Origin of the sequence: Streptomyces sp. 8N616 (assembly GCF_052246385.1) — a bacterium.
GTDB lineage: Bacteria > Actinomycetota > Actinomycetes > Streptomycetales > Streptomycetaceae > Streptomyces.
Genome location: NZ_JBQQBY010000005.1, coordinates 146,711 through 172,076 on the forward strand (window position 1 = coordinate 146,711; position 25,366 = coordinate 172,076).

The following is a 25,366-nucleotide window of genomic DNA, read 5'->3' on the forward strand; positions in this document are numbered from 1 at the left end:
CGGTTCAGAGCTTGATTTGAGGTTCGAGGTTCGAGGGTTGAGGTTCGGCGACGAGGCCTGACCTGCCTCAGCGGCTACGCACGTCAGTGCCCGTATCCCGAACCGGAGCCGTCGCCGGACCCGTAGCCGGACCCGTCACCGGTTCCGCTGCCCGACTGCGACCCGAGCTGCGGCGCCGTCGTGGAATCCGCCGTCGTCTCTCCTGTCGGCTTGGGCGAAGGCTTCGAGGTCGTGGTCACTCCATCGCCCGGTACCACGGGAATCGGGGCGGGGATCACGGTCGACGTGGGCGGCGGCGGGCCGGTCGGGCTGGCCGGCGGGGCCTCCGCCGCGTCGTTCGCGATGGAGTCGAAGTCCACCATCCCCGTCTTCTCCAGCATCGTGATGTGGTCGAGGACCGTCATGTTGGCGGCGTCGGCCAGCTGCCGGACGAGGGTGTTGCGGGTGGAGTTGCGGACCGCTCCGATCTGGCCGAAGAACTTGCCGTGCGCCGAGCGCAGGAGGTTCGCGAACTTCCTCTGGTACACGATCCCGTCGGCGTCCGTGAGCTCCTTGAGCCAGCCCAGCTGCTGCTCGTTCGGCTGGTTCGGCAGCTCCACCCCCAGCTTCCCCGCAGCGAAGCGCACACGCTGGTCGAGGTCCGTGTGCCCGACGATCAGGTGGTCACCGCAGTCCCGTACCGCTTTGGTGGGGGCGCGTTGGATCGCCTGCTGCCCGGCGGGCATCTCCCACAGCCCGGCCAGCCGCACCTTGACGAGGAAATCCCGGTCCTGGGCGGACAGCGGGCCCCACTGAGTGGAGACCGTCCCCGTCGCGAGGTTCGCCTGACCGGTCCCCGAGCGGTCGGCGTACGACCAGACGGGGTAGATCAGCGCGCCGAGCGTCGCGGCGAGGGCCGCGATGATGAGCTTCGTTCCGTTGATGTGTCGCAAGGTGTCTCGCATTCTCCTGACGTCGCGGCACACGCGTTCCCCCGGTACGTGAGACCAGGGGGAGGTCGAGGTGCGTCAGCCAAGCGCGAACTGAGCGGTCGGTCAAGCTGCTTGATCAGCCCCGGGCCTGGTAGCGACGTTGAATACGGAGCAGGGGCTTCCCGTGTTCATTCCGATCTCGTCGCGTCCTCGCGTCGCGACCTTTCGTCCCGCCGGTCAGCGAGAGGTGCCGATCGTGCCGGGCCCGCCCGGTTCCCGCAGCGCCGGGTGATCGGCGACGACCGTGCACGAGCCGGGCGCGATCTCGGTGAAGCCCGCGTCCCGTACGACCGGCAGTCCGCTCTCCGTGAGCTCCGCCCAGCGCGCGGCGTCCGGCGTCCGCACCGCCAGCGCGAAGCCCGATGCCCGCCACTTCTCCCGCTCGGCCTCCGGGAGTTCCCACCAGGCGAGCTGCGCTCCGTGCCCCGCCTGGGCCATGGCCTTGCCCGCCGACATGCCGACTTCGGGGCTGAGCCACAGCACAGGACGGGCGGGGTCGGGCGCGGCGGGCGGATCGGGGTCCTCCAGCTCCGTACCCGAGACCTGGAGCCGCGCCAGGTCCTTCGGCCAGCCGTCGAGGGGCACGGGCGGGAAGACCCGTAGCTCCGCGCGCTCGCCGGTGACCGTGACGCCCGGCAGTGCCTCCGCCCGTCGCCACTCCGCACCGCGCGCCCGCCGCACCACCTTGCGGATGCGGGCGTCCTGCCAGTCCCGTACGGCCTCGTACCACTCGCCGCCCTCGGCCGCGGCCCGCTCGTCCGACAGCAGCACGAGCACGGCGCGCGCGGCGGTCTCCAGGGAGTCCGTACGGGCCGGGGGCGCGGCCTTCTCGATACGGATCACGAGCGGCAGGACGAACTGCGGCGCGGCGTCCCGCTCGGCATCGGAGTGGGAGGTCTCGGGGCTGGTCACCTGCCCCAGTCTGCCAGCCGCGTCCGAGCGGCCGGGCGGCGCCTGAGAGGCGGCTGAGCAGCACCTGAAGGGCGGCTGAGGGCGGCCGACCGGCGCCCTGGAGGCCGCTTTGCGGCACCTGAGATGCGGCTCGGCGGCGGCCGGATCGCCCGGCCGTATCCGCCCGCGCCCGCGACGCCCTTGGCGGACCGGGAGATTCCGGGGGACGATGCGCCGCATGCACAGCGATCTCTTCGCCTCCGCCAACATGGTCGTGCCCGCCACCGAGCCCGGCATGACGCTGCAGAACTCCAAGTCCATCAAGTACGCCGTCAACGGCGAGTGCTACGCCCGGCAGGGCGCGATGGTCGCCTTCCGCGGCGATCTGCGCTTCGAGAAGCAGGGCCAGGGCGTGGGGAAGTTCCTCAAGCGCGCGGTCACCGGCGAGGGCCTGGCGCTCATGGCCGTCCGCGGCCAGGGCGAGGCGTGGTTCGCCCACGAGGCCGCCAACTGCTTCATCGTCGACCTCGTCCCCGGCGACAGCCTGACCGTCAACGGGCGCAACGTCCTGTGCTTCGACGCGACCCTCGGCTACGAGATCAAGGTGGTGAAGGGCGCGGGGATGGTCGGCGGCGGCATCTTCAACAGCGTGTTCACCGGCCACGGCAGGCTCGGCATCGTCTGCGAGGGCGAACCCATAGTCATCCCGGTCTCCGCGCACGCCCCCGTCTTCGTCGACACCGACGCGGTCGTGGGGTGGAGCACGCAGTTGCACAGCTCCCTGAACCGCTCGCAGAGCTTCGGCTCGATGCTGCGCGGCGGCTCGGGCGAGGCGGTTCAGCTCAAGCTGGAGGGCGAGGGCTTCGTGATCGTCAGGCCCAGCGAGGCCACGCCGGAGAAGGCCTCGGCGGGTTAGGGCCTGTCCGCTCCGGACTCCGGCCTCCGAACCCGGACCCCGGACCCCTGGGGTCCAGGAGCGAAGCACCTGGTCAGAAGGGACCGTGGAGCTCGCCGAGCCGGTCGGTCAGCCGCAGGTTCTCGGAGTAGTCGACGGGGCAGACGATCACAGACACCCCTCCGTCGTCCAGAGCGCCTCGCAGCACCGGCAGCAGCTCGTCGGCCGACTTGATCCGGTGGCCGCGCGCGCCGAAGCTCTCCGCGTAGGCGACCAGGTCCGGGTTGGTGAAGCGGGTGTGGCTGTGACGGCCGAGCTCGAGCTCCATCTTCCAGGTGATGAGCCCGTACTCCTCGTCGGCCAGCACGAGGACGGCCAGGGGGATGCGTTCGCGTACGGCCGTCTCCAGCTCCTGGGAGTTCATCAGGAACGAGCCGTCTCCCATCATCGCCAGCACCCGCCGCCCCGGGCGGGCGAGTTTGGCCGCGATCGCGCCGGGCAGCGCGAACCCCATGGTGGACAGCCCGTTGGAGAGCAGACAGGTTTCCGGCTCGTACGCCGGGTAGAGCCGCGCCATCCACATCTTCCCGGCGCCGGTATCGGCGAGCACGACGTCGTGGCGGTCCAGCGCGGCGCGCACATCGGCGACCACGCGCTGCGGCACCAGCGGGCACGCCTCGCTGCGCCGCCCGTATTCCAGCTCCTCGGTGAGCAGCGTCCGGATGCGCTCACCTGCTCCCTCGTAGGCGAACCTCTGCGGCACCGCGGCCGCGAGAGCCTCGAGGGCCTGCGACACATCGCCCTCGACGCCGACCGTCACCGGATAGTGGCGGTCCACCTCGGCGGCGAACCGGTGCAGGTGCACCATGCGCTTCTCGCCATCCGGATTGATCTTTACGGGGTCGAACTCCTGCAGCTCGTACCCGACGCAGACCAGCACATCGGCCGTATCGAAGCCGAAGTTGGTGTAGTCGTGGCGCATGAAGCCGACCGCGCCCAGGGCGTTCGGGTGGTCGTCCGGGAACACGCCCTTGCCGTGGAAGGTGGTCGCCACCGGCACATTCAGCTGTTCGGCGAAACGCACCAGGGCCGCAGAGGCGCCGGACCTGGCGGCGCCATGGCCGGCCAGGACCACCGGGTGGCGGGCCGTCGCGAGTACCTCCGCGGCGCGCTCGATCTGCGAGCGAGACGGGGCGTCGGCATGCACCGTGTCGACCTGCAGAGGGGCGAGCGGCTCCGTCGTGCGGGCTCCTTCGACGTCCTCGGGGACCGCGAGGAACACGGCCCCGGGGCGCTCGCTCTGCGCGGTCTTGAACGCCTTGCGCACCATCTCCGGTACCGCATCGGGGCTGTGGACCCGAGCCGACCACTGGGTGACCGGCGCGAACATCGACACCAGGTCGATGACCTGGTGGGACTCCTTGTGGAGCCGGCTCAGGGAGCCCTGTGCCGCAAGGGCCACCACGGGGGTGCTGTTGGTCGTCGCGTCGGCCGTGCCCAGCAGCAGATTGATGGCGCCGGGCCCCAGCGTGGCCGAGCACACCCCGGCCCGGCCCGTCAGCCGCCCGTACATCTCGGCCATGAACGAGGCGCCCTGCTCGTGGCGGACCAGGAGGTACCGGATGCCCGAGCCGTTCAGCGCGTCGACGAAGCGGATGTTCTCCTCGCCGGGGATCCCGAAGACGTACTCCACGCCCTCGGCCTCAAGGCAGCGCACCAGCAGGTGCGCCACGTCCTCGGTCGCGGAGGACGTGCCGCCCTGCCCGGAAGGGGCCTTCTGAGGGTTCATGGGGCGAGCGTAGGCAGGGGCCGGGGGCCCAACCAGGCGCCGGGCGCCGGTCGAGTGAGCCCAGGCCATCAGGCCCGGACGGTGGGGCTCCAGTGGGGGTCCCGCCCCGTCGCGGCCAGCAGCGCCTCGAACGAGGACGCCCCTTCCGGTACGTCGATGGGGTCGCCGAACACCTTCATCCGGCGCGCCGTCGGGCCCATCTCGTCCACCAGCGCGCCGAGCGCCCGCACGCTGCCCTCGTCCGGCGTGAACTCCTGGCCCGTCGCGCGCGCCAGGTCCCACGCGTGCACGGTCAGGTCGAGCAGCACCATGCTGCCAACCGTCCGCGCCGGGAGGTTCATGGTCCCCGTCACGCCCTCGTCGGCGCCCGGCGCGGCCCAGGCTCCGACGAGCCGGGCGGCCTCGTCCGTGAAGCGGGTGCGCCAGTCGCCGTCGAGGTAGTCGGGCGTCGTGGTGAAGTCGGCGTCCTTCTTGGCGGCGAGCGCCTGGAAGTTGATCACTACATGGAACAGGTGGTTGAGCAGGTCGCGCACGGCGTACTCGGCGCACGGCGTCGGCTCCCCGAACCGGTCCTCGGCCACACCGCGCACCACGGGCACCGCCCGCCGGGCCGCCGCGTCGAGCAGTTCGCTGATCTCGGTCGTCATGGGTGCGACGGTACGAGCGACCCGGGGCGGCGGCTTGAAGAAACGCGACACACGGAAGGCGGGCCCGGGGTCAACAGGCGGGGGACGGTGCAGGACGGTTCAGCGGCGCCGCAGGGCGGCATAGGATCGCCGCCATGGCGGGTCCACGGCGCGACACCCGGGGCATCCTCGACGCCCCGGACCTCATCGCGCGCGTGCACTTCCGGCGCCGCGAGCCCGCCGAGTCGCTCCGGCCGTATCTCGAGCACTACTGGCTCATCGACTGGGATCTGTCCGAGCCGTACGCCTCGCACGTGGTGCCGCACCCCTCGGTCAACATCGTCTTCCAGCGCTACGGGGACCGGCCCGGCTTCGGCGAGGTCGCGGGCATCGGCCTGGAGCTCTTCACGAAGAAGCTCGAGGGCCGGGGCCGCGTATGCGGTGTGCAGTTCCGGCCCGGGGGCTTCAGGCCGTTCGCGCCCGGCCGGCCCGTATCGCAGTGGACGGGCCGGCGGCTGCCGCTCGCCGACGTCCTCGGGGGCGGGGTTCTTGAGTGCGGGGTTCCCGAGGGCGGGGGCTCCGGAGATCCGGCCGCACGGATCCTCGGCCCCGAGGACGAGGACGCCCGCGTCGCAGCCCTCGACGCCTTCCTCCTCGGCCTGCGCCCGGAGGCGGACCCACAGGCCGATCTCGCCATGTCCATCGCGCACCGCATCCGTACGGACCGCACGCTCCGGCGCGTCGCCGACGTCGCCGACATTGCGGAAGCGGAAGGGCTGTCCGTACGGGGCCTCCAGCGGCTGTTCGCGGCGTACGTCGGGGTCAGCCCCAAGTGGGTCATCCTGCGCTACCGCATCCACGAGGCCCTCGAGCGCGCCGCCACGGCCACGGACGTCGACTGGGCCGGTCTCGCCGCCGACCTCGGCTACAGCGACCAGGCCCACCTCGTCCGCGACTTCACGGCCACGATCGGGGTTCCGCCGACCGCGTACGCGCGCTGAGCGGCGGGCCGTACGGTGCCGCCGGGCACACTGGGAGCATGGGACCGGAGGGAGCGGGGGCGGATGGACGGACGCGAGGACCGGGCGGACCGGGCGAACCAGGCGGACGGCTGCTACGCCGACGACCGGGCCGTCGTCACGGCGTCGGTGGCGGCGAAGGCGGGCCTCGAAGGGCCTGTGAGCGGGCCTCCGTACGCCGACTGTGTGCTGTGCGGCGAACCGACGGAGTACGGGACGGCGCACCCCGGCGCGACGCTGTGCCCGGTGTGCGAGTGGCAGGAGGCTCAGCGCACGGCCTGCTCCGGCTGACTGCCGGCCCCTGGCCCCCCTGGCCCCTGCCCCTGCTCCTGACCCCCGAGCTACTGACCCTGGCCGCGGTCCTCGCCCTGGTCCCGGTCCTGTCCCCGGCCCGTGCCGATCAGTTCCGAGACCCGGACGAAGCGGTAGCCACGGGCTCTCAGCTCCGGAACGATCCGCCGCACCGCGGCGTCGGTCCCAGGCGCCCGGCTGAGCGTGGCGTGCATGACGACCACCGAGCCCGGCTTCACCCGCGCAAGCACCCGCTCCGCCACCTCGTCGGCCGTGTCCGCGGAGGCGTCGCCGCTCACCACGTCCCCCTGTACGGCCGTCACCCCGGCCGGGGTGACGGCGCGGAGCGCCCGGTCGTCGAAGCAGCCGCCGGGGAAACGGAAGTACGGCACCGGGTCCGGGACCCCGGCCCGCCGGATCGCGGCGAAGGCCCGGTCGACCTCGGCGCGCATCGCGTCGGGCGATACGGGCCGCAGCCCCCGGCAGGAGGTCGAGTCCGAGAAGGAGCCGTGGCTGTACGAGTGGTTGCCGACCTCGAAGAGCGGGTCGCGGCCCAGCGACCGCGCCTGGTCCGGGTACTCGTCCGCCCACCGGCCCGTCATGAAGATCGTGGCCGGTACGCGCATCCGCCGCAGCGAGGCGACGAGCCGGGGGTTGTCGAAGCGCTCGCCGCCCGCGGCGCGCGTCCCGTGCTCGGGGGCCATGTCGGCGGCGAAGGTGAGCGCCACGAGCTTGCCGCCGTCGCGCGCGCCGTGCGAGAAGACGGGCGTGCGGCCGTCCTTCGCCGGGAGCGTGGGTGCGGCCGGGGCGCCGGCCGCGGGCCCGGCCTTGTCCGGCCCGCGGCCGTGAACGGCCGTCTCCCGCACGCTCGGTGACGCCGGCTCGCCCCGCCCGCCGCCGCCCTCAGAGCCGCCGCAGGCGGCGAGAGCGAGGGCGAGCAGCGGTGTCAGGAGGGGCGCTACGGGGGCGGTCCTGCGCCGCGCGCGGAGTACGGGCCGGTGCGCGAGGTTCTGGATCATGTACGGAGCGTAAGATCCCGCCACGCCCTCGGCACATCATCAACCCCCGATCGGGTCCCCGTTGCCGTCCAACCCGCCCCCAAGGGCGGGTGGGCGGGAACCGGGTGCCGGGTCCCGGGGCCGTTCAGCGCCAGGGGCCCGTGACCGCGAACGTCGTCCCAGGCGTATAGCAGTTGACGTACATCGAGCGGCCGTCGGGCGAGAACGTGATCCCCGCGAACTCCCCCCACGCCGGCTCCTCCGGCGTCCCGATGTTCTGGCGCCCGCGCGCCATCGCGTAGACCTGCCCGCGCCGCGTGAGCCCGAAGACGTGCTGCGCCCCCTCTCCGTCCTCGCAGACCATCAGCCCGCCGCCCGGCGCGAGCGTGATGTTGTCGGGCGACTCGCCCGGCATCTGCACATCCGTGTCCGGGCCGAAGACGACGACCAGGGTGAGCCGCCGCCGCTCCGGGTCGTACCGCCAGACCTGCCCGAAGTGGTCGGCCGCCGACCCCTGTGCGCTCTTCGCGAAGCTCGAGACGAAGTAGACGCAGCGGCCGCCCCAGTAGCACCCCTCCAGCTTCTGCGCGTGCGTGATGCCCTCCGGGCCGAAGTCCTGGAACCGGACCGGGGTTTCCTTGGCCGCCGGGTCCGGTACGGGCACCCACTCGATGCCGTCGAAGGTCGTCCCCGCCCCCTGCACCACGGACAGATCGGGCACGCCTGGTACCCGCATCGCCTCGAGCCGGCCCCCCGCGCGCAGCGAACCCCGCCCGCCCAGCGGCTTCGCGGGCAGGAAGCGGTAGAAGAGCCCGAAGGGTTTCTCGAACGCGTCCTCGGTCTCGTAGACGATCCCGCTGCCCGGGTCGACGGCGATCGCCTCGTGCTGGAAGCGGCCCATGGCGGTGAGCGGCACGGGCTCGGTGTGGCGCGGGTCGTACGGGTCGACCTCGAAGATGAAGCCGTGGTCCTTGGTGTAGCCGTTGGTCCCGGCCTTGTCCTCGGTCTCCTCGCAGGTCAGCCAGGTGTGCCAAGGGGTCGGGCCGCCCGCGCAGTTGACGGCCGTGCCGGCGATGGCGACCCGCTCGCCGAGGACGCGGTTGCCCCTGCCGAGCTCCAGGGCCGTACAGCCGCCCTTGCCCTCGGGGTCGTACGTCAGGCCGTCGACCGCCGGTACGCGGATCTTCGCGTCGACCCGGTTCTCGTGGTTGCGCACCAGGTGGGTGCGGCCCTGCCGGCCCGGGAAGGCCGCCATGCCGTCGTGGTTGCCGGGCACCTTGCCGTGGCCGGAGCGGAGTTCGTCGCCCTCGCGGGACAGGACGGTATAGCGGAAGCCCTCGGGGAGGTCGAGGAGTCCTTCGGGGTCGGGGACGAGCGGGCCGTAGCCGCCGCTGCCTCCCCAGTCGTGCGCGGTGGCCGCCGTACCGGCGAAGATCTCCGAGATGCTCCCGGCGAAGGCGATCCCCGCTCCCAGAGCACCGGTACGGGCCAGGACCTGACGTCGTGTCGCAGACATGGGCAACTCCCTGTTGGCGGACAGAGATATGACCCGGCCGTGTGTATCACGCGGTGCGCGTCGCGGGAACCTTCTGCGCCCGCGCCGCGAGCCCCTCGGTCACGCCCCCGACTACGCCTCGACGAGCGGCTTCGCGTCGCGCGCCAGCGCGGTGAGCCGCGAGATCGCCCGGAAGTACTTCTTCCGGTAGCCCCCCTTCAGCATCTCCTCGCCGAAGAGCCGGTCGAACGGCACGCCGGAGGCAACCACCGGCACCTCCCGGTCGTACAGCCGGTCGGCCAGGACCACGAGCCGCAGCGCGGTCGACTGGTCGGGCACGGCCTGCACGTCCGTCAGGCAGACGGCCTCGACGCCGTCGCAGAGCGCGCCGTAGCGGCTCGGGTGCACGCGGGAGAGGTGGCCGAGGAGAGACGGGAAGTCGTCGAGCGAGGCACCAGCGGTGCGGTACGCGACGCGGGTGACCTCCTCATCGGAATACGGCGGCGGGGCCTCGGGCAGCCCGCGGTGGCGGTAGTCCTCGCCGTCGATCCGCAGCGGCCGGAAGCGCGCGGCCAGGCCCTGGATCTCGCGCAGGAAGTCGGCGGCGGCGAAGCGGCCCTCGCCGAGCTTGCCGGGCAGGGTGTTGGAGGTCGCGGCGAGCGCGACGCCCGCGTCGACGAGCTTGCCGAGGAGGGTGGAGACGAGCACGGTGTCGCCGGGGTCGTCGAGCTCGAACTCGTCGATGCAGAGGAGGCGGTGGCCGCTGAGGGTCTGCACGGTCTGCTGGAAGCCGAGGGCGCCGACGAGGTTCGTCAGCTCGACGAAGGTGCCGAAGGCTTTGCGGTCGGGGGTGGCGGGGGTGGCGTGCCAGAGGGAGGCGAGGAGGTGCGTCTTGCCGACGCCGTACCCGCCGTCGAGGTAGACGCCGCGGGGGCCGGACGGGGCGGCGGGCTTCCTGCCGAACCAGCGGCGCTTGCCGCCGCCGGCGGCCGTGGCCCCGCTGATGCCGTCGGCGAAGCCGCTGAGCACGCGGACGGCCTCGGCCTGGCTGGGCTGCGCGGAGTCCGGTACGTACGTCGCGAAGCGGACGGCGTCGAACCGCGGCGGCGGCACCATCTCGGCGACGAGCCGCTCGGCGGGGACGTGGGGCTCGCGCCCGCACAGCGCGAGGGGACTCCCGTCGGGGGAAGCGGCGGCTTTCGAGCCCGGCTCGGATGCATGCACGGATGACGACACAGCCCCTCAGCGTAATCCCTCCGAGGAGGACGCCGCTGTGACCTGGGCCCCGCAGGCCCGAACCCCCGCGGGCGCCACCCGCCTCTGCCGGCCCTGCACTCCGCGCGGAATCCCCGCCAACCTGCAGCGAGCCTCGCCCGAGTCCGCCGCACCACCCAGGTCCGTCGTACCACCCAGGTCCGCCCTCGCAACCGCGTCCGCCTTGGTACCCGGGTCCGCTTTGGTACCCGGGTCCGTCCCGGCGCCCGGGTCCGCTTTGGCGCCCGGGTCCGTCCCGGCGCCCGCCCCGGCCCGGCGCCCGCCGGACCCAGGCCCGGCTCGGCGCCCGCGGCCGGCCCGGCTAGGTGTCCGCGTCCCGGCAGCCCGGTCCGGGGCCCGGGACCTCCCGGGCCCGCGCGGGCTCGCCCCGCCCCCGGGGCCGGGGGCGACCGGCGCCTGGCACCGGGATTCCGCATGGCCCGCCCGGCGAGGGCACCATGTCAGACTGCCCATATGCGACGCCTGTTCCCCCCCGACCGCAGCGCCGCCACCCCCGAGCTGCTCGCCGATCGCGAGTGGCGGGAGTGGAATCTCGACGAGCTCGCCGAGGCCTACGCGTATCCCGAGGAGCCCGGCGCCTCCGGCCGCGCCTGGCTGCGCGGCAACATGGTGTCGTCGCTGGACGGCGCCGCCCACCACGGCGGCCGGTCGCAGCCGCTCTCCTCCGACGCCGACATGCGGATCTTCGGCGTGCTGCGCGGCCTCGCCGACGTGGTCGTGGTCGGCGCCGAGACCGTACGGCACGAGGGGTACCGGCCCGCTCGCGCGCGGAAGGCGTTCGCCGAGCGCCGCAAGGCGCTCGGGCAGGCGCCCGCGCCCGCGATCGCCGTGGTCACCGCCAGCCTCGACCTCGACTTCGCCGGCCCGCTCTTCTCCGAGCCGGTCGTCCCCACCATCGTGCTCACCGGCGCCGCCCACCACACCCACCGCGCCGACGCCGCCCGCGCCGCCGGCGCCGACGTGATCATCGCCGGGGACGGCGAGGGCATCGATCCCGACGGGGCCGTGCAGGCGCTCGCCGACCGCGGCCACACCCGGCTACTCACCGAGGGCGGTCCCCGCCTCCTCGGCCAGTTCGCGGCCAGCGGAGACCTCGACGAGCTGTGCCTGACGCTCGCGCCCCTGGTCACCGTCGGCGCCGCGCCGCGGATCATGGACGGGCATGCGATTGCCGATCCCGGCCGGTTCACCCTGACGTCCGTCCTGGAGGAGGCCGGGTTTCTCTTCACTCGTTACCGTCGGATCTGACATTCGGTGCGGAATGATGGTTTCCGTAGAGCGTGTGGCCCGCGAGGACGGAGGGTCCTGCCGTGTTCACGACCGTACTCATGATCGAGAAGCCGCTGGTTCCCACCGATGTGGAACTCGTCACCAGCCTGCACGGTGACGAGCCGACCTCCTTCGTCGTGCTCATGCAGCCGCACGGGGACCAGGACCGCCTGCTGCGGGCCCTGGACGACGTGGCGCTCGGCGAGCTCGACGAAGCCGTCCGCGAGGGCAGGGAGCCCGAGGGGCAGGCCGCTCTCCAGCCCGCCGAGCGGGCGCTCAACCACTCCCTCGAGGCGCTGCGCGAGGCGGGCAGCGAAGCCATCGGCCAGGTCGTCGAGAAGCAGCCGCTGGAGCTGCTGCGCTCCATCGTGGAGCAGACCAAGGCCGACGAGGTGATCGTCCTGACCCGGCCGCACCTGGTCGAGGAGTTCTTCCACCGCGACTGGACCTCCCGCGCCCGCCACAAGGTCGGCGTCCCCGTGCTCAAGCTGTACGCCCACACCGAATAGGCTGTCCCCTCGCACAGCGAGCACGACGACCGCGACCTACGACCGCGCCTGACGAGCGCGAGCCCCGCCGGCGCACCGCCGCCCACCGCTCGTACGGCCACACCGACCTGGGAGACGCACGCATGGCACCCGGCATCCCCTCCGCCATGGACCGACCGCACTTCATCGGCATCGGCGGCGCCGGAATGTCGGGCATCGCGAAGATCCTCGCCCAGCGCGGTGCCAAGGTCGCGGGCAGCGATGCGAAGGAGTCCGCCACCGCAGAGTCCCTGCGGGCGCTCGGCGCGACCGTGCACATCGGCCACGCCGCCGAGCACCTCGCCGACGACGCGACCAGCGTCGTCGTCTCGTCCGCGATCCGCACCGACAACCCCGAGCTGGCCCGCGCCGCCGAACTCGGGATTCCCGTCGTGCACCGCTCCGACGCGCTCGCCTCGCTGATGCGGGACACGCGCCCGATCGCCGTCGCCGGCACGCACGGCAAGACCACGACCACCTCGATGCTGGCCGTGGCGCTGGCCGAGCTGGGCCTCGACCCCTCGTACGCGATCGGCGGCGACCTCGCAGGACCAGGCACCAACGCCCGCCACGGCACCGGCCAGATCTTCGTCGCCGAGGCCGACGAGAGCGACCGCAGCTTCCAGAAGTACGACCCCGAGGTCGCCATCGTCCTCAACGTCGAGCTCGACCACCACGCCAACTACGCCTCGCTGGACGAGATCTACGAGTCCTTCGAGGCCTTCGTCGCCAAGATCCGCCCCGGCGGCCACCTCGTCGTCGGCGAACACCCCGGCGCCCGGGAGCTCGCCGCGCGCGTCACCGGCCGCGAGGGCCTGAACGTCGTGCGCGTGGGCGAGGACGAGGGCGCCGACGTCCGGATCCTGAAGATCACCCCGAAGGGCATGACCAGCGAGGTCACGGTCGCCTTCGACGGCAGCGGCGAGGAGATCACCTTCACCGTCTCCGTCCCCGGCCGCCACTACGCGCACAACGCGGTGGCCGCGCTGGCCGCCGGCGCCCGCCTCGGAATCGCGCCCGCCGACCTCGCCCGGGCCCTCACCGCGTACACCGGAGTCGGCCGCCGCCTCCAGCTCAAGGGCGAGGCCAGGGGCGTCCAGGTCATCGACTCCTACGCCCACCACCCCACCGAGATGACCGCCGACCTGGAGGCGCTGCGCGGCGCCGCGGCCGCCGCGGACTCCCGCATCCTCGTCGTCTTCCAGCCGCACCTCTTCTCGCGTACGCAGGAGCTCGGCAAGGAGATGGGCGAGGCGCTGACCCTCGCCGACGCCTCCGTGGTCCTCGACATCTACCCGGCCCGCGAGGACCCGCTCCCCGGCGTCACCAGCGCCCTGATCATCGACGCGGCGGCGGCCGCCGGCGCGGACGTACGGGCCGAGCACGACATGGCCGCCGCACCGGACGTGATCGCAGGAATGACGAAGCCCGGTGATCTCGTTCTCACGATGGGCGCGGGCGATGTGACCGACCTCGGTCCCAGGATCCTCGCCCGCCTGGAGAACTGAGGAGAGAGCCGATATGGCCTACGAGGTCCAGAAGCCGGACGAGCAGTGGCGCGCCGAGCTGTCCCCCGAGGAGTACAAGGTGCTCCGCGAGGCCGGCACGGAGCCCGCCTTCACCGGCGAGTACACGGACACCAAGACGACCGGCGTCTACGCCTGCCGGGCGTGCGGCGCCGAGCTCTTCCGCTCCGACACGAAGTTCGCGTCGCACTGCGGCTGGCCGTCCTTCTACGACCCGAAGGACTCCGATGCGGTCGAGCTGATCGAGGACCGCTCGTTCGGCATGGTGCGTACGGAGGTCCGCTGCGCCCGCTGCGGCTCCCACCTGGGCCACGTCTTCGAGGGCGAGGGCTACCCGGTCCCGACGGACCAGCGCTATTGCATCAACAGCATCTCGCTGAGGCTGGTCCCCGACGAGGGCTGACGCCGCTGTTGCCGAGCAGCGCTGTTGCGCGAGCTCGGCCGCGAGGCGGCGATCGGCGCGATCGACGACATCCGGCACTGGATGCGCCGGGGCCGCGTCTCCATGCCCGAGATCGCCGCGTCTCCATGCCCGAGATCACCGAGGACCACTTGGGCGTCGGGCAGTCCGTACGTGCCCGCTACAGCGGCCTCGATCTCGGTCTCGGCTGTGCCTTTGATGGATTCGGGACGACGAACTACGTGGTCACCGGCTCAGAGCGAGGGTGAGGGCCGGCCCGCGTCGCGCGGCGTGCCGGCTTGTACGCGGCGTGAGGCTCCGAATACGACAGAGCCCAGGGTGGCCTCCGAGAGTTCGTATGACTGATCCTTCACACGACGTATGGCCTCGCTCTGGCTCACCGCACGTGCCGAGAGCTGTGAGGCGAGGCCGACCGAGACTTCCGCCGGCCGCCGGACCGCGGAATTGTCCGGATGCGGCGAGCCGGGGCCAGGGCTTGCGCGGCACCCGCCGGTGGAAGACCGACAGACTCCCAGGAGCTCACCCGGGGGTGCGGGGGCGCGTTGTCGGCGGGGCGCTCCCTCAGGCTCCGGTTCACCACCATCCGTCGCCCCGGTGGCGGGCCTGCCTCGCCGCAGCCGGTTAGCAGGGCAAAGCCGGGACCGGAGTCGGACGAGGGGAGGCCTGGACTTCCTCGCCCCCGTAACCACCCGGGAGATTTCCGCTACCGTCTGCGGCTCTCGGCCGCCAGTGCCTGGTCCTGCGAAGGAGAGCGGGAGCCGTGGTCCTCGTCGGCGGTGTCGGAGTCCGGGATCGACATGAGTGTCGGGTGGGGGGCTGATGGATCTAACAGTCGAGGTCACGGCGGCAGGAGTCACAGGCGCAGGGGCTGCCGAAGCTGCTGACGAGCTGCGGTCCTTGCATGGGTGGCTGGCTGCGGAGGAGGAGTTGCGGGGCCGGGTATGGCTGGTCGAGCAGCCGCCACGCCGCGGCACTCTCGGCTCAGTCCCGGAGACGCTGGCGGTCGTGCTGGCCCCTGGCGGGGCTTCGGCGGTGCTGGCGAGCGCGGTCATCTCCTGGATGCGGCACCGCACGGGTGAGGTGGTGTGCAAGGTGACCCGGCCGGATGGGGCCGGTGTGGAGGTCTCGGCCCAGCGGGTCCGCAGCACGGACATGGCTGAAGTGCGGGAGTTGGTCGGGGAGTTGTCCCGACTGGTGGATTCGGATCCACCTGCCTTGGAGCAGGGCGCGCTGGCCGCCGGCCGGGCCGGGAGCAGCAGCCCGGGCAACGCATCCGGGCAGGGGTGCTCATGACGACGCTCACAACGACGTTGAGCACACCGGGAACCCGGGTGCTGCTGATGGGTACCGGCACACACACCGCAGCCTCCGGGCTGCCGCGGGTTCCGGCGGTGGTCGGCACCCTCACCGACCTCGGACAGGCGCTGGTGGAGCGGTGCGGACTGGCGGAGGAGAACCTGCGCATCCTGCGGGACCCTGCGAACCCCACCGAACTGGGGCTCGCTGTCGCAGAGGAAGCCGAGCGGGCTCAAGGCGTGCTGTGGGTCCACTACGTGGGCCACGGGCTGGTGAGCCCCGCCGGTGAGTTATACCTGGCCACGACGGCCACCGACCCGCGTCCCAGCCGGGTGGCGCACACGGCACTGGCCTACACGGCGATCCGCGACTCGCTGTTGCAGACCCCGGCCCGGTCGATCGTCGTCGTGCTCGACTGCTGTTTCTCCGGGCGGGCGGTGGGCGTCCTCGGCGACGCCGACGGGCAGGAGGCCGACCTGGCCAGGGTGCATGGTGGGTACGTCCTGGCCGCCGCAGCCCGGGATGAACTGGCGCTGGCCCCGCCCGGAGCCGCGCACACCGCTTTCACCGGTGAGCTGATCCGCCTGCTAACCGAGGGGGATACGGAAGGCCCAAGGCAGTTGACGCTGCGTCACGCCTGCCGTTACCTGAACCGGGCCCTGCCCGCGCGGGGCTTCCCGCGCCCTCGCCATCACGGCAGTTCGTGGATCGATGATCTGGTGCTCTGCCCGAACCCGGCCTACAAGCCGCCGCCCGCCCTCGGCGGCCCGGCCTCGCCCGGGCCGTCCTCGGCCTCCGACAGCGGAGCATCGCCGGTGTGCCCGTATCCCGGGCTGACGGCTTTCGGCCCCGGCCAGGCCCAGTGGTTCTTCGGACGGGAGCGGTTGACCGCGGAACTGGCCGACGCGCTGGCCGGACGCATGGATACGACCGGCCCGCTGGTGGTGGTCGGCCCCTCCGGCTCCGGCAAGTCCTCGTTGCTCCGCGCCGGCTTGCTCCCCGCCCTGGCCAGGGGAGATGTGCCGGTACCCGGATCCAAGACCTGGCCGCATCTGCTCATCACCCCGACAGAGCATCCGCTGACCGAGCTGACGACCCGGCTGGGGCGGCTGGCGGGCGCCGCGGAAGTGCGCCTGCCCGAGCTACCCGACCGATCCCAGAAATCCGAGCAACCCGAGCAGTGGGCCGACAAGCCGGGCCGCCTGACCGCTGCCGTGAGCGCCATGCTGCGCGAACGCGCCGGGCAGGCAGAGATCACCGGTGTACGGCTGGTCGTGGTCGTGGACCAGTTCGAGGAGGTCTTCACCCAGTGCGCCGACGAGGACGAGCGCCGCGCGTTCGTCCGCGCGTTGTGCGCCATCGCCGGTGGCGACGGTGGCGACGAACCGCCGGCGCTGGTCGTCCTGGGAGTACGGGCGGACTTCTACGGCCACTGCGCCACCTACCCCGAGTTGCGGCCCTCACTGCAGAACACCCCGGTCGTCGTCGGTCCCATGAACGCCTCCGAGGTGCGGGACGCGATCGTCCGCCCTGTCGGGGTCACCGGTTATGCCCTGCAAGCGGGACTGGTCGAGGTTCTGCTACGCGATCTGAACACCAGCGATGAGGCCGAGCAGAGCCACGCTCCCGGGGCGCTGCCCCTGCTCGCCCACGCCCTGCGCGCCACCTGGCAGCACCACGAGGACCACACGCTGACGGTGTCCGGATACCAGAAGGCAGGCGGCATCAAAGGCGCGGTCGCCGCCACCGCCGAGGCGGCCTTCGGCCAGCTCGACCCCGTGGGGCAGCAGGCAGCCCGCCTCCTCATGTTGCGGATGGTCCAGGTCGGCGAGGGCACCGAGGACACCCGCCGTCGAGTCAACCGCACCCGTCTGATTCATGATCTACCCGCCCCCGACACCGCCCTTGCGGCTCTGGAAGCCCTCGTCGGCGCACGGCTCGTCACTCTCGATGCGGACACCGCCGAGATCACCCACGAGGCCCTGCTGCGGGCTTGGCCGCGGCTTCACGAGTGGATCGCCACAGACCGGGCTGGGCTGCGTATCCATCAGCAGCTCACCGGAGCCGCCGATGCCTGGGACCGTGCCCACCGGGAATCCGCCCATCTCTACCAAGGCACTGCCCTTGACCTGGCCCGCGACTGGGCCGCCGACCCCGCACACCACGCCGATCTCACGCCGCTGGAGCGCACGTTCCTGGATGCCAGCAGCCGGGCCGCCCTGCGGCGCACCCGGCGCCGACGCCAGTTGGTCATCACGCTGGCCACCCTGCTCGTACTGGCCCTTACGGCAAGCGGTGTCGCCTTCCAGCAACGCCAGAGCGCACAGGACCAGCGACGGATCGCCGTGGCCCGGAAGCTGGCGGCCGACTCCTTCATGCTGGCCGCGGCCGGTAAACCGGAGGCGTCGATATTGCAGGCCGTCGAAGCCTTCGAGCATGATCCCACCCTCGTCGAGGCCCGGAGCGCGCTCCTCAGCTCCCAAAGCCGATACTTCGCTGCCCGGTTGACCAGTCACGCCGGTGAGGTCAGTGGGGTGGCGTTCAGTCCTGATGGGCGGACTGTGGCTACGGCGAGTCGCGACAGGTCGGTGAAGGTGTGGGATGTGGCTCGCCGCCGTGAGCTTGCGACGCTGAGGGGGCATGTGGGTGGGGTCAGTGGGGTGGCGTTCAGTCCTGATGGGCGGACTGTGGCTACGGCGAGTCGCGACAGGTCGGTGAAGGTGTGGGATGTGGCCGGCCGCCGTGAGCTTGCGACGCTGAGGGGGCATGTGGGCGAGGTCAACGGGGTGGCGTTCAGCCCCGACGGACGTACTCTGGCCACCACCAGCCGCGACAAGACCGTCAAACTGTGGGACACGACCCGCCGCCGCGAGCGTGCCACACTGACCGGCCACACCGGCGAAGTCAACGGAGTGACCTTCAGCCCCGACGGACGCACCCTTGCCACGGCGAGCAACGATGGCACCGCCAGGCTGTGGGACACGGCCAGGAACGGCAAGGCCACCACGGTCACCGGGCACGCCGGCGCCGTCGTGGGCGTGGCGTTCAGCCCAGATGGGCACACCCTCGCGACCACCAGCAGGGACGAGACGGTCAAAGTGTGGGACATGGCCAGCCACCGCAAGATCACCACGCTGACCGGCCACACCGGCAACGTCTACGGTGCGGTGTTCAGCCCCGACGGACGCACCCTCGCCACCGTCGGCTACGACAAGAGCGCCGTGCTGTGGAGCCTCAGCGACGCAATCCTCACCCCCCGGCCCCTGGTCTCCAACGGTGTGCTGACGTATAGCCCTCATGGGCACACGATGGCGACCGCCGGGGATGACGGGACGGTCAGGCTGTGGGACGCCGCTGAACGCCGTGTGATCGCTACCCTGACCGGCCATACCCACGCGGTCCGGGGCATCGCGTTCAGCTCCAACGGGCGTGCGCTGGCCACGGCGAGCAACGACGGCACGGTCAGGCTGTGGGATACGTCCAGCCGCCGCAGGATCACCCGACTCCCCGGCCACGTGGACGCCGTCGGAGGCGTGGCGTTCAGCCCCGACGGACGCACCCTTGCCACCACCAGCGGTGACGGGACGATCAAATTGTGGGACACATCCAGTTACCGGCAGGTCGCCGTGCTGACCGGTCACGAGGGTCACGGCACCGCCACGAACAACGTGGCGTTCCGCCCCGATGGCCGCACTCTGGTCAGCACGAACTCCAACGGCGAAGTCAGGCTTTGGGACGTGCCCAGCCGGCGCCAGGTGGCCACGCTCACCGGTCACGCCGGAAATATCTGGCAGGTGGCGTTCAGCCCTGACGGACAAACCCTCGCCACTGCCGGTTCCGACAGTACGGTCAGGCTGTGGGACGTGGCGAGCCGCCGCCACATCACCACCCTGACCGGGCACACCGGAAGCGCTTACGGGGTGGCGTTCAGTCCCGATGGACAAACCCTGGCCACCACCAGCTACGACGAGGCCGTCAAGTTGTGGGACGTGGCCGACCGGCGACTCGTGGCCGCGCTTACCGGGCACACCGGGAGCGCCTACGGCGTGGCGTTCAGCCCTGAGGGGCGCACTCTCGCCACCACCGGCGCCGACGGTACGGTCCGGCTGTGGGACACCGACCCGGCCCAGGTGACCAAACGCAGCTGCGAGCTCATCCGGCCGATCAGTCGCGCCCAGTGGGCCCAATTGCTCCCGCAGCTACCCTACTCACCCACGTGCCCAGCGTCCGGCCGAAAAGAAACATGAGCAATTGTCAGGCCCACAGATGAGTAGCAGCGCAGCCCATAGCAGAAATGGCTGAGTTGGACGGCAAACTTGGTGTTGTTCTCCGCGGCGCACAGGCGCACGTATTTCTGCTGCTTTTTCAAGTGCGCCTGCTTGACGTCAAGTTGCCGCCTCGAGCACCCTAGTGCGGTCAGTTAAGCCGACTGGATAACGCGGTAACGGGACAACGGTCGGTGTCGTTCCCCTGATCGATCCCTTGCGTCGTACGGAGAAGAGGTGCCTTACGGATGCCGACGCGTTCGGACTGGCGCTTCGGAACGCGATTCCAGTCTTGCCGTTCCCGCCTGCCCAGGTGAACACGTCGGCGTTCGTCCGCCATCCGTCCCAACCATCAGCGAAAGCGAGGAAAAGACCATGAGTGAGTACGAAGTCCAAGGAGTCGGCATCTCGAAGATCGCCGAGGAGTTCGGTACCCCGTTATACGTCTATGACGGGGATGAGATCGAACGCACCTATCACGCTCTGCGTGCCGGTCTCGACAAGCATGTCCAGATGTTTTACTCACTCAAGCCCAACCCCAACGTGAGCATCGTAAGCCTCCTGCGCCGGCTGGGTGCGGGCGCGGAGGTATGCTCCCTCGGCGAGTTCAAGACCGCACTGGCGGCGGGTGTCCATCCCAGCCGCATCCTCTTCACCGGCCCTGGCAAGAGCCGGGAGGAACTGGAACTGCTGGTGGCAGGTGACGTCCGGGCCATCATCTGCGAGTCCTTCACAGAATTGGGCCGGATCGACGCGCTCAGCAGGGCGGCCGGTAAGCGCACACGCGTGCTGATGCGCGTGAACCCCAGCTTCGGAGTCCAAGGCGGGCGGCTGACGATGGCCGGACGGCCTCGTCAGTTCGGTGTCGATGAGGAGCAACTGCTGGATGCGGCCGACCTTGTCCGCCGTCATCCGAACACGGAGATCATCGGTATCCAGGTCTACACCGGAACGCGGATTCTGGATGCGGATGTCGTCGTCGCGAATACCGGCCGCATCTTCGACCTGGCGGACAAGGCGGCCGACGCCCTGGGAATCACCGTCACGATGGTCGACATCGGCGGCGGCATCGGACTCGGGTACTTCCCGGGCGAGACCGACCCCGACGAAGACGTGATGGTCAAGGGCATCAACGAAGCGGTCACGGCATTCCGCAGCCGTCACCCCGACGCCGCGGTTGCGATGGAGCCGGGCCGCTACCTCGTCGCCCGGAGCGGCACGTTCGTGACCCGAGTCCGGGACATCAAGTTTTCGCGGGGCGAACGATTTGTGATCACTGATGGCGGAACCAATGCGGCCATGGCGGCCGTGGGCCTGGGAACCGCCGTGAAGCGGAACTTCCCGACCCAGTTCCTGTCCGACATCGACCGTCCGCTTGCCGGCCCCTGCCACGTAACCGGCCCACTCCTCACGCCGACCGACGTGATCGCCAGGAACGTGACGCTTCCCGAGGTCCAGCCGGGCGAGCTCATCGGTGTGCACATGTACGGCGCGTACGGGCCGACAGCCTCCATCGCCTACATGAATGGTCAGGGGTTCCCGGCAGAGGTCCTGGCCTACAAGGGCCGGCACCATCTGATCCGGAAGCGTGACACTGCCGAGGACCTGCTGTCCCGCCAGATCCGTGTGGATTTTCAAGACGACGCAGAGCCCGGTGCCCTGGGGGCGCGCTCGTCCTGAGCGTGCCGTGACGGCGCACCCTGTTCGATGAAGAAAACCACGTAAGACTTCCTTGAACCAAGTCGCTGAGGAGTAATGAGTGATGCCAAGCAAGCATGGCGCCGATGTGGTTCGTGAGGCCATCAAGAGCGTCCGGCCGACCACTGACGTGGAATTTGATGACAGGACGGGTCTGGTCGATGGCCTGCACCTCGACTCCACTGACCTGCTGACGTTGCTCGGGGAGATTGAGGACCGCGCAGGTATCGCCATCGAGGACTCGCATGAACTCGACGAGTGCATTTTCGCGACGGTCGGCACCCTGGCCGATTTCGTCGCGAAGCGGCTGGAAGGCGCACCTCCGGCCGAGAGCGCGAGCGCGTAAGTACCGGGTGAAACAGCCAGGGAAGGGTGCCGCGTGAGAATCGGAGCGGACCTGTTGACCGTCGACGACCTGGAACCTGTCCTGTCGCGGGAGCGATCTCTGAAAAGGGCCTTCACCGCAGAGGAACTTCGGCTCGTCGACGGCATGGCCGGTTCCCGGCGGGCGGAGTTCCTCACGGGCCGCTACTGCGCGAAAGAAGCCGTCGTGAAATTGCTGGGAACCGGCTTCGTCTGCGGCGCATGGTGGCACGACGTCGAGATTCTCCGCCACCCGTCCGGACAACCCGTGGTCACGTTGCACAGGAGAGCCCGAACCATCGCCAGAAACCTCTCCGTCACAACAATCAACGTCACCATCACGCACAAAAAGGCGCTCGTGTTCGCGGTGGCGGCCGCTGACACGGGCTGGGAAGGGAACCATGGAGAATCTCCTTCACCGTTGGCTCGATGAGCGTGCCGAGAAGACCCCGGATTCTCCTGCGATCACCAGCGCAGGCCGACAACTCACATACGGTCAGCTGCGCGCGGAGAGTGTCCGCCTCGCCTCATGGATGTGGCGCACCGGGGTTCCCCGCGGCGGCATCGTCGTGATCGCCGTTCCGACCTCGGTCGTCGTCCCGGAACTCATGTATGCCGCATCACGCATCGGAGCGGTGTACTGCGTTCTCCATGAGAAGACCACCGGTGCCGCCATGGAGCATGTGCTCGACGACACCAGCCCAGCGCTCGTCGTCGCGGACGATCCCGACATGCAGAAGGTGGCGATCAGGCGAGGCGTCCGCGTCGTTGACAGCGGCGCGATCGCCTCGGCAAGTGACAGCGAACCACCCGCCGGAACCGTGCCGGAATCCCTCTCGCCGGATCGCCCCCTGTGCCTGATCTATACCTCCGGAAGCACCTCTCGGCCCAAAGCCGTGGTCACGACTCACCAGCAGGCGGCCTTTGTCTCCCGAGCCATACACAGTCGGCTGAAATACCGGCGTGATGACGTCGTCTACACACCTCTCCCCCTGTCCTTCGACTACGGCAAATACCAACTGTTCCTCGGCCTGCTCAGCGGAGCCCACATCAGGCTGGGCTCCACGGCCGAAGCCGGGCCGCCGCTGCTGCGCAATCTCGTAAGATCCCAAGCCACGGTATTGCCCGCGCTCCCCGCCATCGCGGAAACACTGGCCTGGCTCCTCGCCCGTCACCAGGGCGAGCCGCCACCCCTGCGGTTGCTGACCAATACCGGAGCGGCAATGCCGCCGAAGACGCTCGCCCAGCTTCGCGCCGCCCTGCCGCACATGAGCGTGCAGCTCATGTACGGGCTCACCGAGTGCAAACGCGTCGCGATCAACCCACCCGACGAGGACCTTCGACGCCCCGGCGCATCAGGGCGACCTCTGCCGGGCACTCATGTGCACGTCGCGGACGAAAACGGCAACCCACTGCCGCCGGGCGAGGTGGGCGAGTTCATCGTTCGGGGGCCGCACGTGATGGACGGCTACTGGAAGTGCCCGGAGCAGACCGCTCAGCGCTTCCTTCGCGACGACGGTCAGCAGCCCGCACTGCGCACCGGTGACTACGGCTGGATGGACCCGGAAGGTTACCTCTACGTCCAAGGCCGCCGCGACGATATCTACAAGGAGCGCGGTTTCCGGGTCAGTACCACAGAGGTCGAGGCCGCCGCACAGGCCATTCGCGGGGTTCGGCTGGCGGCCGTCCTGCCGCCCGGTCACCACCCCGAATCGGCGCGACCATCGTCGGTGCTCGTGGTGACAGGTGACCTCACGGCCGAACAGACGCTGGCAGCGCTGCGTCTGCAGATCGAGCCGTACAAGATCCCTCGCCGCTGCCTTGCCCTTGACTCGCTGCCGCTCAGCGGCAACGGCAAGGTGGACAAGAAGGCCCTGGCGACGTACGTGGAAGGGTATGGGCGGCGTTCATGACTGATCGTTCAGAATAACCTCTGAAGTGAACTCCTAGGCCAGCGCCCCGCGGTAGGTTCGGCAGCCACGCGAGCGATCCGCCAGGGGGCACCAACAATGGACACCGTGTCGCTGGTCTCAGCAGTCGTCTCAGTAGCGGGTGCGATCGTGACCGTGATGCTGGGCGGACTGTTCGAGTGGCGTCGCCAGCACTCCGACCGCGAACAGGCTCGCCGTGACCGTGTGAGCCGCTACCGCGATCCCCTGCTCCAGGCAGCGGCGGGCCTGCAGGCGCGCCTGGGCAACACCGTAGCGATCTTGTCCGGTCGGCCGGTCACCCAGATCGCGCCTGGCACGGCCCGGCAGGACGAGTACAACCGGTACGAAAGCCTCTACCGGTTGGCCCTGTACCAGGGCTGGGTGCACATCCTCTTCCGGGAGGCGGGCTTCCTCGATCTGGGCAGCCGTCGGCGCAATCGTCGGCTCGTGGAGTTGCTCGCCGCGGTGAGAGGCGCGATTGCAGGACACGAGGACCACGGGCGGACCGGAGTGCTGCAGGGGGGCGAACAACAGCTCATCGGGGAGTTGATGGTCGTGCCCGAGGCAGCCGACCAGGCCCGTCGGCGTTGCCTGGGGTACATGGAGTTCCGTGTGAAGCTCGAGAGCGATCCGGAGTACGCGCGGCGGTTCCAACCCGTGCTCGACTACATCGACGGCCTCGCAGACGCCCCCGAGGCGGGGCTCAAGCGGCTGACCGCCGTCCACAACACGCTCATTGACCTGATCGACTTCCTCGACCCCCACCGCGTGTGGGTCATGGGCCGGCGCGACACACTGCCGCTGCCGGTCGCGGAGGAGGACGCCGAGGAGCCGGAGTCGCTCGACGGCCCGAACGGCACCACCGACGTCACCGACGCGCAGACCACTCCGCCGCGCGACGACGAGCTGCGGCCGGAGCCGCTGGACAACCCGCGCCGACAGCGTCACGGGGCGGACGGGAGCGGGTAGGTGCCACACGTGAACTCGGTCGCGAGGCAGCCATCAGCGCGATCGACGACATCCGGCACTGGATGCGCCGCGGCCGCGTCTCCGTGCCTGGGATCACGGAGGATCACTTGGGCGTCGGGCAGTCCGTACGTGCCCGCTACGGCAGCCTCGACCTCGACCTCGCTGATGCTGTGAACGTAGCCCTTGCCGCCGACTACGACACCGACGCGATCCTCACCCTCGACCGCCGCGATTTCCGCGCGGTGCGCCCTCTCGGCCGCCACAAGGCCTTCCGGGTCCTGCCCGACGACCTCCCTCTCTGACGTATTCGGCTACGTCGACGCGCCGCCGGCGGGTTCGGCGTGCTGAGCCGGTGCGACGGCGCCCCAGTCCCACAGCGCCTGCAGCCCGGGGCCCAACTCCCGGCCGTGCGGGGTGAGCCGGTCGTCCCGGGCTCACGAGAGCGGCGGCCACGTCATCCCCTGGGAGATCCCCGACGGCTGGGTCGATGACCTGCGTCGCACCTTCCGCAGCCGACGCTGAACCACGCCATGGGCGCGGCGAGTCCACCCCCGGGTGCGTGGTCGGGCACCCGCGTTCTCGCCAACTCGCCCCGCAATCAAGCAGGTTGGAAAACGGCTCATTGCCTTCCGATTCCTGGGAATGCCCACAAGAGACATCGCCTGATACGGAATGAGGAAGTCCGATCATGGGGTGCGTGGCGGATTTTCGCGGTTGTCCGGCATGATTGGGTCAAATGGCGCTGGCGGCCGATTTTCCGGTACGGCAGAATCGTCACACACGTGGCCGGTCACGTTGAAGGATTGGATCCGGCTGACCATCTGTGCCACTCCAAGAATCAGCCGCCGGAT

Annotated in this window: 21 protein-coding genes and 2 pseudogenes; 16 read left to right on the forward strand and 7 right to left on the reverse strand. The window is 70.6% G+C overall.

Translation table 11 applies throughout. The features are described 5' to 3' along the window. Positions 1–83: 83 nt before the first annotated feature. Positions 84–932: a DUF4142 domain-containing protein gene (locus ACTWQC_RS06415; RefSeq protein ID WP_443314553.1), complete on the reverse strand. Its 849-nt coding sequence runs from the start codon at positions 930–932 to the stop codon at positions 84–86. A gap of 216 nt (positions 933–1,148) precedes the next feature. Then, on the reverse strand, positions 1,149–1,883 hold the full coding sequence (locus tag ACTWQC_RS06420) for a peptidyl-tRNA hydrolase (protein WP_443314554.1): 735 nt from the start codon (positions 1,881–1,883) through the stop codon (positions 1,149–1,151). A gap of 217 nt (positions 1,884–2,100) precedes the next feature. Between ACTWQC_RS06420 and ACTWQC_RS06425 the strand changes: the two genes are divergently transcribed. After that, a complete protein-coding gene (locus ACTWQC_RS06425) occupies positions 2,101–2,778 on the forward strand; it encodes an AIM24 family protein (RefSeq protein ID WP_443314555.1) in 678 nt (225 codons plus the stop codon). Positions 2,779–2,851: 73 nt separating this feature from the next. Here the strand turns inward: ACTWQC_RS06425 and ACTWQC_RS06430 are convergent, their stop codons facing one another. Both ACTWQC_RS06430 and ACTWQC_RS06435 read right to left on the reverse strand, forming a co-directional pair. Beyond that, positions 2,852–4,546 (reverse strand): acetolactate synthase large subunit, encoded by a 1,695-nt coding sequence (locus tag ACTWQC_RS06430; RefSeq protein WP_443314556.1) that lies wholly within the window; start codon positions 4,544–4,546, stop codon positions 2,852–2,854. 68 nt (positions 4,547–4,614) lie between these two features. After that, positions 4,615–5,193: a TIGR03086 family metal-binding protein gene (locus ACTWQC_RS06435; RefSeq protein WP_443314557.1), complete on the reverse strand. Its 579-nt coding sequence runs from the start codon at positions 5,191–5,193 to the stop codon at positions 4,615–4,617. 134 nt (positions 5,194–5,327) lie between these two features. Between ACTWQC_RS06435 and ACTWQC_RS06440 the strand changes: the two genes are divergently transcribed. Then, positions 5,328–6,173, forward strand: a complete 846-nt coding sequence (locus ACTWQC_RS06440) for an AraC family transcriptional regulator (protein ID WP_443314558.1) — start codon at positions 5,328–5,330, stop codon at positions 6,171–6,173. 63 nt (positions 6,174–6,236) lie between these two features. Then, on the forward strand, positions 6,237–6,482 hold the full coding sequence (locus ACTWQC_RS06445; protein ID WP_443314559.1) for a hypothetical protein: 246 nt from the start codon (positions 6,237–6,239) through the stop codon (positions 6,480–6,482). 50 nt (positions 6,483–6,532) lie between these two features. Here ACTWQC_RS06445 and ACTWQC_RS06450 read toward each other — a convergent pair whose 3' ends face one another. The 3 genes from ACTWQC_RS06450 to zapE form a co-directional block, all read right to left on the reverse strand. After that, a complete protein-coding gene (locus ACTWQC_RS06450; protein WP_443314560.1) occupies positions 6,533–7,501 on the reverse strand; it encodes a polysaccharide deacetylase family protein in 969 nt (322 codons plus the stop codon). Between the two features lie 124 nt (positions 7,502–7,625). Next, positions 7,626–8,996 (reverse strand): alkaline phosphatase PhoX, encoded by a 1,371-nt coding sequence (locus tag ACTWQC_RS06455; protein WP_443314561.1) that lies wholly within the window; start codon positions 8,994–8,996, stop codon positions 7,626–7,628. A 111-nt stretch (positions 8,997–9,107) separates the two neighbouring features. After that, on the reverse strand, positions 9,108–10,199 hold the full coding sequence (gene zapE / locus ACTWQC_RS06460; protein WP_443314658.1) for a cell division protein ZapE: 1,092 nt from the start codon (positions 10,197–10,199) through the stop codon (positions 9,108–9,110). Between the two features lie 504 nt (positions 10,200–10,703). Here zapE and ACTWQC_RS06465 point away from each other — a divergent pair. From ACTWQC_RS06465 to ACTWQC_RS06525, 13 genes and pseudogenes are all read left to right on the forward strand, one after another. Then, complete coding sequence (locus tag ACTWQC_RS06465; RefSeq protein ID WP_443314562.1) at positions 10,704–11,498, forward strand: pyrimidine reductase family protein; 795 nt, start codon at positions 10,704–10,706, stop codon at positions 11,496–11,498. A 62-nt stretch (positions 11,499–11,560) separates the two neighbouring features. Then, positions 11,561–12,028 (forward strand): indole-3-glycerol phosphate synthase, encoded by a 468-nt coding sequence (locus ACTWQC_RS06470; RefSeq protein ID WP_443314563.1) that lies wholly within the window; start codon positions 11,561–11,563, stop codon positions 12,026–12,028. A 122-nt stretch (positions 12,029–12,150) separates the two neighbouring features. Further along, positions 12,151–13,554: a UDP-N-acetylmuramate--L-alanine ligase gene (gene murC, locus ACTWQC_RS06475; protein ID WP_443314564.1), complete on the forward strand. Its 1,404-nt coding sequence runs from the start codon at positions 12,151–12,153 to the stop codon at positions 13,552–13,554. 13 nt (positions 13,555–13,567) lie between these two features. Then, the gene (gene msrB / locus ACTWQC_RS06480; RefSeq protein ID WP_443314565.1) at positions 13,568–13,975 is read left to right on the forward strand and encodes a peptide-methionine (R)-S-oxide reductase MsrB; all 408 of its coding nucleotides are present in this window, start codon (positions 13,568–13,570) and stop codon (positions 13,973–13,975) included. A 27-nt stretch (positions 13,976–14,002) separates the two neighbouring features. Further along, positions 14,003–14,187: pseudogene (locus tag ACTWQC_RS06485) on the forward strand (hypothetical protein); the annotation flags it as partial. Positions 14,188–14,812: 625 nt separating this feature from the next. Further along, a complete protein-coding gene (locus ACTWQC_RS06490) occupies positions 14,813–15,286 on the forward strand; it encodes an effector-associated constant component EACC1 (RefSeq protein WP_443314566.1) in 474 nt (157 codons plus the stop codon). Further along, positions 15,283–19,536: a caspase, EACC1-associated type gene (locus ACTWQC_RS06495; protein ID WP_443314567.1), complete on the forward strand. Its 4,254-nt coding sequence runs from the start codon at positions 15,283–15,285 to the stop codon at positions 19,534–19,536. Before ACTWQC_RS06490 ends, ACTWQC_RS06495 begins: the two co-directional genes overlap by 4 nt. 393 nt (positions 19,537–19,929) lie before the next feature. After that, entirely contained in the window at positions 19,930–21,234 is a 1,305-nt protein-coding gene (locus ACTWQC_RS06500; protein ID WP_443314568.1) for a diaminopimelate decarboxylase, read from the forward strand. 82 nt (positions 21,235–21,316) lie between these two features. Further along, positions 21,317–21,598 carry a phosphopantetheine-binding protein gene (locus tag ACTWQC_RS06505; RefSeq protein WP_443314659.1) on the forward strand — a complete coding sequence of 94 codons (282 nt, stop codon included), beginning with the start codon at positions 21,317–21,319 and terminating at the stop codon, positions 21,596–21,598. Between the two features lie 33 nt (positions 21,599–21,631). After that, complete coding sequence (locus tag ACTWQC_RS06510; RefSeq protein ID WP_443314569.1) at positions 21,632–22,048, forward strand: holo-ACP synthase; 417 nt, start codon at positions 21,632–21,634, stop codon at positions 22,046–22,048. Next, positions 22,017–23,528: a class I adenylate-forming enzyme family protein gene (locus tag ACTWQC_RS06515; RefSeq protein WP_443314570.1), complete on the forward strand. Its 1,512-nt coding sequence runs from the start codon at positions 22,017–22,019 to the stop codon at positions 23,526–23,528. Before ACTWQC_RS06510 ends, ACTWQC_RS06515 begins: the two co-directional genes overlap by 32 nt. 147 nt (positions 23,529–23,675) lie before the next feature. Then, positions 23,676–24,515, forward strand: coding sequence for a hypothetical protein (locus tag ACTWQC_RS06520; protein WP_443314571.1), 840 nt, complete (start codon positions 23,676–23,678; stop codon positions 24,513–24,515). A gap of 2 nt (positions 24,516–24,517) precedes the next feature. After that, a pseudogene (locus ACTWQC_RS06525) lies at positions 24,518–24,817 on the forward strand (VapC toxin family PIN domain ribonuclease); the annotation flags it as partial. Positions 24,818–25,366 lie beyond the last annotated feature (549 nt).